Source organism: Micromonospora sp. BL4 (genome assembly GCF_003667505.1).
In the GTDB taxonomy this organism is placed as follows: Bacteria; Actinomycetota; Actinomycetes; order Mycobacteriales; family Micromonosporaceae; genus Micromonospora.
Genome location: NZ_RCVJ01000166.1, coordinates 40,736 through 49,854, shown reverse-complemented (window position 1 = coordinate 49,854; position 9,119 = coordinate 40,736). Strand labels below are relative to the sequence as shown.

The following is a 9,119-nucleotide window of genomic DNA, read 5'->3' as shown; positions in this document are numbered from 1 at the left end:
CCAGCGCACCTCCCCGGCCCCGCCCCGGCTCGCGGCCGGCGACGGCGGGGCGTTCTGCAACCGGGTCGACGACGACGGCGGGGCCGGGGAGGTGCGCTGGGGCGTACCGCTGCCGGAGCTGGCCGCCGTGCCGCGGACCGCGCCGGCCGGCGGCGCCGTCCTGGCCGACCACGTGGTGGTGGAGCCGGGCCGCGGCGCGGTGGTCGAGGCGGCGGCGGCGCCCGGCGCGTCCGGCGGCGCGCTCTCCGTGGTCACCGACCTGGGCCGGCGGTACGTGCTGGCCGACCGGGACGTGCTCGCGATGCTCGGCTACGCCAACGTGCGCCCCCTGCGGCTGCCGGCGGGTCTGGTCAGCCTGGTGCCGGCCGGCGCGACCCTGGACCCGGCCGCCGCGCGGGCCGTCGCCGCCCCCGCCTGAACGGCCGGCGGAGGACCGCGGGCATCAGGCGGCCGGGCGACGCAGGATGGTGACCGCGAAGTCGGCGTCGTCCCGCCACGGGCGCAGGTCCCAGGTGGCGAAGCGATGCTCCAGGCGCAGGCCGGCGGCCACCGCGTCCGCGTCGAAGGCGGTCAGCGGATAGCCGCGATCGGTGCCGAAGCCCACCGCCAGCACGCCGTCCGGGCGCAGGTGCCCGGCGAGCCGGCGCAGCACCTCCGGCTCGGTGCCGGCGGCGACGAAGGCGAGCACGTTGCCGGCCAGCACCGCGGCGTCGAAGGGCTCGGGCTCACCGAGCGCCGGCAGGTCCAGTTCGGCCAGGTCGGCGACCAGCCAGCGCGGGCCGGGGTAGTCGGTGCGGGCGGCGGCCACCAGCGCGGGGTCGGCGTCCACGCCCACCACGGTGTGCCCGCGCGCGGCCAGCGCCGCGCCCACCCGGCCGGTGCCGCTGCCGGCGTCGAGGATCCGGGAGCCGGGCGGCACCATGGCGTCCACCAGCCGGGCCTCGCCCGCCAGGTCCGCTCCCTCGGCCGCGAGCTTCCGGAACCGGTCGATGTACCACTGCGAGTGCTCGGGTCCCGTATCGGTCGCCCAGCGGGTCGGGTTGGCCATGTCGCCACCGTAACCGGGCCGGCGGGGACGTGACGGGTGACCCGGGGGAGCGGGACCCGGGTCACCCGCGTCATCGGCCGGCGTTTGCGCCGGCCGATGACGCCAGGTCTGCTCAGCCCTTCTCCGCGCCGCTGGTCAGCCCCTCGGTGAGCAGGCGCTCGCTGGCGAAGAAGAGAATCACGATGGGCAGGGTGAGGACGACCGACCCGGCCATCAGCACCGTCTTGGGCACCTCCACACCGTCGGCGAGCAGGGACAGGCCGAGTGACACCGTCCACCGGTCGGGTTTGTCGACCAGGAACAGCAACGCGAACAGGAACTCGTTCCACGCGATCATGAAGTCGTAGAGCGCGACCGCCATGATCGACGGCATGGCCAGCGGCAGGCTGACCCGGCGGATGATCCCGAGCCGACCGGCGCCGTCGATCGCGGCGGACTCCTCCAGGCTGACCGGGATCGTCTCGAAGTAGTTCTTCAACATGTAGACCGAGACCGGCAGCGTCTGCGAGATGTAGACGAGCACCAGACCGAACAGTGAGCCGCGCAGCCCGGCCCGCGTGAAGACCACGAACAGTGGGATCGCGATGACGATCGAGGGGAACAGGTAGACCGCCAGGAACAGGAAGTCGACCTGCCGCCGGCCGAAGAACCGCAGCCGGGCCACCGCGTACGCCCCGGGGATCGCCACCACCAGGGTGAGCACGGTCGCCGCGACGGCGACCAGGCCGCTGTTGCGGATGAAGGTGAGGAACCCCTGGCCGCCGTCGGCGGTGGCCTTGAGCACCTCGGCGTACGTGGCGACGGTCAGCTCGCCGAAGCCGACCACCAGTGAGCCGGGGTCGAGCAGCAGCCGCTCGATGGGGCGCACCGACAGCATCAGCATGTAGTAGAAGGGGAAGACGGTGACCACCAGGAACGCGGCGATCACCAGGCGGCGCAGCCAGCGCAGGCTCACCGTCTCGACGACGTCCCGGTCCATCAGCCGACCCTCCGTCCGAAGAAGCGCAGGTAGATCAGCACGAACACGATCAGCACCACGGCCAGCACGACCGCCTGCGCGGCGGCGGCGCCGATGTCGGTCCGCGCGGTGAGGAACTCGTACACCCGCACGCTGACCACCTCGGTGCCGGCCGCCCCGCCGGTGAGCAGGTAGACGTCGTCGAACTTGTTGAAGGTCATGATGAAGCGCAGCACGCCCAGCAGGGCGATCACCGGAAGCAGTTGCGGCAGCAGGATGTGCCGGAACCGCTGGGTGGGGGTGGCGCCGTCGACCCGGGCGGCCTCCTCCAGTTCGCCGGGCACCGCCTGGAGCCGGGCCAGCAGGAACAGGAACGCGAACGGGAAGTACCGCCACGCCTCGAACACGATCACCGTGGCCAGCGCGGTGGACTCCTGGGACAGGAACGGCACCGGGGCGTCCCAGCCGAGCAGCCGCTGACCCCAGTCGTTGACGATGCCGAGCTGCGGGTCGAGCATCACCTGCCAGACGAAGGTCACCGCGACCACCGGCGCTACGTACGGCAGCAGCATGGACGCCCGGACCAGGGTCCGACCGCGGAACGGCCGGCGGACCACCAGGGCGGCGACCAGGCCCAGCAGGATCGACCCGACGGTGCCGCCGAGGCTGTAGACCAGGGTGGTCCACAGGGTGCTGGCGAAGCCGGGGGTGTGCAGCACCCGGTCGATGTTGTCCATGGTGAACTCGCCGAACAGCCCGGTCTTGCGCAGCGTGGCGAGCCGGACCCGCTGGAAGGCGAGCACCACCGTCCAGACGATCGGGATGCCGATGACCGCGATGGTGACGAGCAGGGTGGGGGCGACCAGCGCGAGCCCGGCGCGGGACTCGCGACGCCGCAGGGTCAGCGGTCGGCGACGGGCCGGCGCCGGCCGCTCCCGGGTGGGGGAGCGGCCCGGCCCGGGCGCGGTGGTGGTCAATTGACGCCCGCCTTGATGGCGTCGACGTCCTTCTTGGCTCGCGCGGCGGTGGCCGCCGCGTCGGACTTGCCGGAGATGAGGTCGCTCATCGCCTTGGGCACCGGCAGCTCGCCGAGCATGGCGCCGACCAGCTTGCCCTGCCCCTGGCTGAGCCCCCAGCGTTGGAAGGTGTCCGGGCTGCGGCGCAGCGTGGCCAGCACCTCGTCGCCGTACACGTCGGCGAGGGGCTTCTTCGCGTCCACGCCGGCCTGGCTGGTGTTCCAGGCGGTCAGGTACGCCTCGGGCTCGGCCGGGGTGCCCTTGCGCACCGGGAAGCGGCCCTCGGGCGACATGCCGAACCAGCGCGGGTAGCCGTCGCCGAGCATGTACTCCACGAAGGACTTCGCCGAGTTGGTCGCGGCGCCGTCGAGCACCGCCCACGAGCTGATCTCGCCGTACTGGGCGGGCTCGGTGCCGTTCGGGCCCTTGATCGCGGTGACGAAGCCGCTGTTCTTCGCCAGGAACGTCGGGTCGGCCTGGCACTGCGGGCAGGTCGGCTTGGCGTCGTTGCGCAGCCCGGCCAGCTCGTCGAGGATGAAGGGCGACCAGACCACCATGGCCGCCTTGCCGGCGAAGTAGGTGGCCCGGGTCGTGTCGACGTCCTGTGCGCCCTTGACCGAGCTGTTGCGGATCAGGTCGCCGTAGAAGCGGAACGCCTCGACGCACTGCGGCGAGTCCAGGGTGACCTTGCCGGCGTCGTCGGTGAGCTGGCAGCCGTTGGCCAGCGCCAGGTGCTCGAAGGTCTGCTGGGTGAACACGTCGCTGGGGGACGTCGCCGCGGTGATCCCGGCGACGCCGCCGGTGTTCAGCCTCGCCGCGGCGGCGGTGATCCGCTCGTACGTGTCGGGGGCGGGCAGGCCGGCGGCGTCGAAGAGGTCCTTGCGGTAGACGAGCAGCTGACCCCAGCCGTCGCTGGGCACGGAGAGCTGCTTGCCGTCGTCGGAGGTGAGCTCCAGCGCGCGGGGGGAGAAGGTCTGCTTGCCGAGCGTGTCGACGATCTCGGTGTTGGCCGAGGCGTGCAGCAGTTCGTTGCCGGCGAGCGTACGGATGCCGGCCAGGGAGACCGAGCCGACGACGTCGGGCAGGTCGCCCGCGGCGGCGTTGGCAGCGATCAGGGAGGGGAACTGGTCCTCGTTGACGGTCACGAGGTCGACCTGGATCCCGGTCTTCGCGGTGAAGTCGGCGATGATCGCCTTGGTGGCGGTGACCCGATCGGCCACGTCCTCCAGGCTCCACACGGTGATCTTCTTACTGTCGCTTTCCGGCTTATCATCGCCGCAGGCCAGCAGGGTGGACCCGGCCAGTGCCATGATCAGGGTGGTCGCGAGGATCCGCATCGGAGGTGCTGACATCGGTGGCACTCCTCTCGAAGGGTACATGACGGATTCAACGCCCTCGATTGATCAATGACAAGACATATAGCGATTTTTTGCTATCCTGGAGCCCAGTGCTACCGGGATGTGACTCATGGTCAACTGGGTTGTCTCTCTCGCCGGGCCCCGACGGATCAGCCTCGAGCCCTGCCGACCGGATCCGCTCGGTCCCGGCCAGGTACGGGTCCGCACCTGCTACTCCGGCATCTCGGCCGGCACCGAGCTCACCCTCTACCGGGGCAGCAATCCACGACTCAGCAAGGACTGGGACGACGCCGCGCGCATGTTCGTGCCCCGGCAGACCCCGGTGCCCTATCCGCTGATCGGCTTCGGCTACGAGGAGGTCGGCGAGGTCGTCGAGGTGGCCCCGGAGGTCACCGATCGGCACCCGGGGCAGATGGTCTGGGGCATCTGGGGGCACCGCGCCGAGGCCGTGCTGGCCGCCGGGGCGGTTTGCCCGTTGCCCACCGGCCTGGATCCGCTCGCCGCGGTCTTCGCCCGTCCGGGCGCCATCGCGCTGACCGCCGTGCTCGCCGGCGACCTGCACCTCGGCGACTGGGTCGGTGTCTTCGGGCAGGGCGTCATCGGGCTGCTCGCCACCCGGCTCGCGGTGCTCTCGGGCGCCCGGGTGGTGGCGGTCGACCGGGTGCCCGACCGGCTGGAGCACGCCGCCCGCTACGGCGCCCGGTCGATCGTGGACGCCGGCGCCGAGTCCGCCGCCGCCGTGCTGCGCCAGGCCACCGACGGCCGGGGCGCGGACGTCTGCCTGGAGCTGTCCGGGGCGTACCCGGCGCTGCACGAGGCCATCCGGTCCACCGCACACGCCGGCCGGGTCGTGGCCGCCGGCTTCTACCAGGGCCAGGCCGACGGGCTCGGCCTCGGCGAGGAGTTCCACCACAACCGCATCCAGTTGGTGGCCGCCCAGGTCTCCGGCCCCACCCCCGCGCCGAGCATGGCCGGCCGGTGGACCGGCGACCGGGTGGCGCAGACCTTCATGGAGTTGGTGGCTGAGCACAGCGTCGACCCGTTGCCGCTGGTCAGCCACATCGTCGACGCCAGCGCCGTCGCCGACGCCCTCGCGCTGCTCGACCGCGGCGCCGGTGACGTCCTCCAAGTGGTGTTGAGGTTCTGATGACCACCATCGCGCTGGCCTGCCAGGAACAACTCCTGCCGGGCACCGACCTGATCCAGAAGTACGCCCTCGCGACCGCCCTCGGCTACCAGGGCATCGAACTGCGCGGGCGCGGCGACCTCGCGTTCGCCCGCCGGCTGCCCGAGCTGCGCCGGGCCCGCGCCGCCGGGGTGGTGATGCCCACCGTCTGCGTCGAGATGGACCACTTCATCGGCGACTTCGACGCGACCCGGGCCGCTGACGCGGTGCGCAACCTGCGCTCCCAGCTCTCGGTGATCGCCGAGCTGGGCGGCGTCGGGGCGATGACGCCGGCGTCGTGGGGGATGTTCTCCCGGCGGCTGCCGCCGTTCGAGCCGCCGCGCCCGCCGACCGGCGACCGACGGGTGCTCCTCGACGCCCTCAGCGAGCTGGGCGAGCACGCCCGTGCCGAGGGGGTCACCCTCTTCCTGGAACCCCTCAACCGGTACGAGGACCACATGGTCAACCGACTCGACGAGGCGGTGGCGCTCTGCGCGGCGGTCGGGCTGCCGTCGGTGCGGGTGGTCGCGGACACCTTCCACATGAACATCGAGGAGGACGACGTGCACCGGGCGCTGCGCGCCGCCGCGCCATACCTCGGGCACGTGCAGGTCAGCGACTCCAACCGGTACCAGCCCGGTGCCGGGCACCTCAACTGGCCGGCGCTGGTGCGTACCCTGCTGGAGCTGGACTACCGGGGATGGCTGGCGCTGGAGTGCCGGCTGCGCGGCGACCCGGTCCGCGCCCTCGCGCAGGCCGCCACGGTGCTGCGACACGCGCTGCCCCGGCGGGCCGCGGCATGACCGCCGGCGCCCCGGCCCGCACCGGCGGGCCGGCCGACCTCGCCGGCCTGCGCCGACTCGCGATCGCCACCCTCGACGCCAACTGGGAGCACGACCACACCGTGCCCTCGCGCACGCTCTACCCGCACCAGTGGAGCTGGGACTCGGCGTTCATCGCCATCGGGCTGGCCCAGGTCCGTCCCGAGCGGGCCTGGCGGGAGCTGGCGAGCCTGTTCCGGGCGCAGTGGGCCGACGGTCGGGTGCCGCACATCGTGTTCAACCCGGCGCTCCGGGTCGGCGCGTACTTTCCGGGGCCGGAGCTGTGGCGCTCGGCGATCGCCGAGGGCGTTCCGGCCGTCGACACCTCCGGCCTGGTCCAACCGCCGGTGCACGCGCTCGCCGTGTGGCTCGCGTACCGGCGGGCGCCCGACCTGGACGCGCTGCGCCGTCTCTATCCGGCGTTGGTCGCCCAGCAGCGCTACCTGGCCGAGCGGCGGGACCTGACCGGCGACGGGTTGGCCTGCGTCGTGCACCCGTGGGAGTCCGGACTGGACAACAGCCCGGCCTGGGACGAGCCGATGGCGGCGGTGCCGGCCGAGGCGACGGTGATGCGCGCGTACCGCCGACACGACACGGCGCACGCCGACGCCGCGCACCGCCCCACGGACCTGGACTACGCGCGCTACCTGGCGCTCGTCGCCTCCTACCGGGACCGCGGCTACCGCGACCGGGGCCTGGCCGACGACCACCCGTTCCTGGTGGAGTGCCCGCTGTTCAACGCGGCGTTCGGTGCGGCCGAACACGCGCTGGCCGAGATCGCCGTGCTGGTCGGCGCAGACCCCGGCCCGCACCGGGCCCGCGCGGCCCGGATCACCGAGGCCCTGGTGCGCCGGCTGTACGACCCGGCCACCGGCACCTTCGCCCCCCGCGACCTGCGCACCGACCGGCTGGTCCCGGCCCGCACCGTGCTGGGTCTGGCGCCGCTGATCCTGCCCGACCTGCCGGCCCGACAGGTGGACGCGTTGGTCGTCGAGGCCCGGTCGGCGCGCTTCGGGGTGGCCCGGCGGATGGACCGGCCGCTGCCCAGCCACGACCGGACCGCTCCGGATTTCGAGCCGGTGCGGTACTGGCGCGGGCCGAGCTGGCTGAACGTCGGCTGGCTGGTGCGGCGTGGGTTGCTCGCGCACGGACACCCGGAGTTGGCCGCCGGCCTGCGCCGATCCATGATCGGGCTGGTCGCCGGGGCCGGATGCCACGAGTACTTCCATCCGGACACCGGCGCCGGGCTGGGCTCGCCGGCGTTCGGCTGGACAGCCGCGCTGCTGCTCGACCTGTTGGCCGAGGACGCCGGGATTCCGCCGGACTGAGCGGGCGTACGGTGTTCTCTGCCCACGGACGCGGAGGAGCATCGTGCCCGAGATCGACAAGGTGGCCTGGATCCTCATCGAGGACGGACGGGTGTTGAGCACCCGATCCCGAGGCAAGGATGTCTGGTACCTGCCGGGCGGCAAGCGGGAGCCCGGTGAGACCGACCTGGACACGCTGCGCCGGGAGATCGCCGAGGAGTTGAGTGTCACGGTGGACGTCGCCGGCGCCGTGCACGTCGGCACGTTCACCGCCCAGGCGCACGGTCACGCCGCCGGCACGACGGTACGCATGACCTGCTACCGCGCCACGCACGACGGCGAGCTGAGGCCGGCCAACGAGATCGCCGAGCTGGCCTGGCTCGGGTACGCCGACCGGCACCGCACCTCCCCGGTCGACCAGCTCATCTTCGACCATCTGTCGGCGGCCGACCTGCTGCGGTGACGGCGCAGTTTGCCGGCACCGGCCGGGGGTAAGCGCCCGGGCGTGACCGACAGGGCGGGCGGCGGGCAGTTCCCACACTTCATCGACGCGGTGTCCCGGCGGTCCGGCCTGCCGACCGGGCAGGCCGCCGCCGTCGCCCGCGCCGTGCTCCAGACGATGGCCGAACGGGTGAGCGGTGGTCCGCCCGACCCCCTCGCCGGGCACCTCCCGGACGACCTCGACGGCTACCTGACCGACCCGGCACCGCCGACCGGGAACGCCGGCCCGGACAGCGGCGTCGCCGGCCCGGACAGCGGCGTCGCCGGCCCGGACAGCGGCGCCGGTTTGGACACCGGCGTGGGCCTGGACCTCGGCGGCACGGCCGCGGCCTCGCCGACGCCGGACGCCGGGCCGGCGGAGTTCCTTCGTCGGGTGGGGCAGCGCGCCGGGGTCGACCCGGCCACCGCCCGGACCGGCACCGGCGCGGTCTTCGCGACCCTGCGGGAGGCGGTGACCGTGCGGGAGTTCCGCGAGATGGTGGCGCGGTTACCGCGGGACGGCGACGGTGGGGTCACGCCGGCCACCACCGATCCGTAGGGCAAGTGAACGGCGCACACGTGCATTACCGGCGATATCCCCTTCAGGCCGCCGAAAATTGCGGTATTCCTGACGCCGGGTCCCTTGGAATCCAGTGTCGATCATCCGACGAGTGGTCTGTCGATCGCGCGACTCCACTCGGCCGAGCGGGAAATTCCACCGCGCAAGAAAGTCCGTGCCGAAAAATTGGCCGCAGACGGCCGCATTAAGCGAAAATTCCCCGTTGCGCCAGAGGGATGATCGGACGATATTCGTCGGCCCTCGTCCGAGCCCCGAGTCGGCCCTTTGGCTCGACTCTAATCGATGATCTTTGCCGACAGTCATCGACCCCTATGCTCCTTCCATTGTGAAGTCCTGGGGGGGATCATGATAACGATTGTCGATTGCTGCGCGCCCGTCTGTTGTGG

At 72.6% G+C, this 9,119-nt stretch carries 10 protein-coding genes; 6 read left to right on the top strand and 4 right to left on the bottom strand.

Features of this window, described 5'->3' with window-relative positions:
• The coding region (locus EAD89_RS22355) for a type VII secretion protein EccB (protein ID WP_199733593.1) at positions 1–418 on the top strand (418 nt) is incomplete at its 5' end.
• 24 nt (positions 419–442) lie between these two features.
• On the opposite strand, the gene EAD89_RS22350 is transcribed toward EAD89_RS22355, so the two are convergent.
• From EAD89_RS22350 to EAD89_RS22335, 4 genes are all read right to left on the bottom strand, one after another.
• Positions 443–1,048: a bifunctional 2-polyprenyl-6-hydroxyphenol methylase/3-demethylubiquinol 3-O-methyltransferase UbiG gene (locus EAD89_RS22350; protein WP_121677085.1), complete on the bottom strand. Its 606-nt coding sequence runs from the start codon at positions 1,046–1,048 to the stop codon at positions 443–445.
• Between the two features lie 112 nt (positions 1,049–1,160).
• On the bottom strand, positions 1,161–2,027 hold the full coding sequence (locus EAD89_RS22345; RefSeq protein ID WP_121656391.1) for a carbohydrate ABC transporter permease: 867 nt from the start codon (positions 2,025–2,027) through the stop codon (positions 1,161–1,163).
• On the bottom strand, positions 2,027–2,983 hold the full coding sequence (locus EAD89_RS22340; RefSeq protein ID WP_121656392.1) for a carbohydrate ABC transporter permease: 957 nt from the start codon (positions 2,981–2,983) through the stop codon (positions 2,027–2,029). Before EAD89_RS22340 ends, EAD89_RS22345 begins: the two co-directional genes overlap by 1 nt.
• Positions 2,980–4,374 (bottom strand): ABC transporter substrate-binding protein, encoded by a 1,395-nt coding sequence (locus EAD89_RS22335; RefSeq protein WP_121677084.1) that lies wholly within the window; start codon positions 4,372–4,374, stop codon positions 2,980–2,982. The genes EAD89_RS22340 and EAD89_RS22335 overlap by 4 nt, the downstream gene beginning before the upstream one ends.
• 115 nt (positions 4,375–4,489) lie before the next feature.
• On the opposite strand from EAD89_RS22335, the gene EAD89_RS22330 reads away from it, so the two are divergent.
• Genes EAD89_RS22330 through EAD89_RS22310 form a run of 5 tightly spaced genes read left to right on the top strand, consistent with a single transcriptional unit; the run spans position 4,490 to position 8,712 of the window.
• On the top strand, positions 4,490–5,527 hold the full coding sequence (locus tag EAD89_RS22330; protein ID WP_121656394.1) for a zinc-binding alcohol dehydrogenase: 1,038 nt from the start codon (positions 4,490–4,492) through the stop codon (positions 5,525–5,527).
• Positions 5,527–6,348: a sugar phosphate isomerase/epimerase family protein gene (locus EAD89_RS22325; protein ID WP_121656395.1), complete on the top strand. Its 822-nt coding sequence runs from the start codon at positions 5,527–5,529 to the stop codon at positions 6,346–6,348. Before EAD89_RS22330 ends, EAD89_RS22325 begins: the two co-directional genes overlap by 1 nt.
• Positions 6,345–7,694, top strand: a complete 1,350-nt coding sequence (locus EAD89_RS22320) for a hypothetical protein (protein ID WP_121677083.1) — start codon at positions 6,345–6,347, stop codon at positions 7,692–7,694. The genes EAD89_RS22325 and EAD89_RS22320 overlap by 4 nt, the downstream gene beginning before the upstream one ends.
• A gap of 43 nt (positions 7,695–7,737) precedes the next feature.
• A complete protein-coding gene (locus EAD89_RS22315) occupies positions 7,738–8,136 on the top strand; it encodes an NUDIX domain-containing protein (protein ID WP_121677082.1) in 399 nt (132 codons plus the stop codon).
• A 42-nt stretch (positions 8,137–8,178) separates the two neighbouring features.
• Positions 8,179–8,712 carry a DUF2267 domain-containing protein gene (locus EAD89_RS22310; RefSeq protein WP_158610766.1) on the top strand — a complete coding sequence of 178 codons (534 nt, stop codon included), beginning with the start codon at positions 8,179–8,181 and terminating at the stop codon, positions 8,710–8,712.
• Positions 8,713–9,119: the final 407 nt, after the last annotated feature.

Coding starts and splice junctions, on each gene's coding strand:
- EAD89_RS22330 (WP_121656394.1), top strand. CDS start 4,490: ATGGTCAACTGGGTTGTCTCTCTCGCCGGGCCCCGACGGATCAGCCTC.
- EAD89_RS22350 (WP_121677085.1), bottom strand. CDS start 1,048: ATGGCCAACCCGACCCGCTGGGCGACCGATACGGGACCCGAGCACTCG.
- EAD89_RS22335 (WP_121677084.1), bottom strand. CDS start 4,374: ATGTCAGCACCTCCGATGCGGATCCTCGCGACCACCCTGATCATGGCA.
- EAD89_RS22325 (WP_121656395.1), top strand. CDS start 5,527: ATGACCACCATCGCGCTGGCCTGCCAGGAACAACTCCTGCCGGGCACC.
- EAD89_RS22320 (WP_121677083.1), top strand. CDS start 6,345: ATGACCGCCGGCGCCCCGGCCCGCACCGGCGGGCCGGCCGACCTCGCC.
- EAD89_RS22345 (WP_121656391.1), bottom strand. CDS start 2,027: ATGGACCGGGACGTCGTCGAGACGGTGAGCCTGCGCTGGCTGCGCCGC.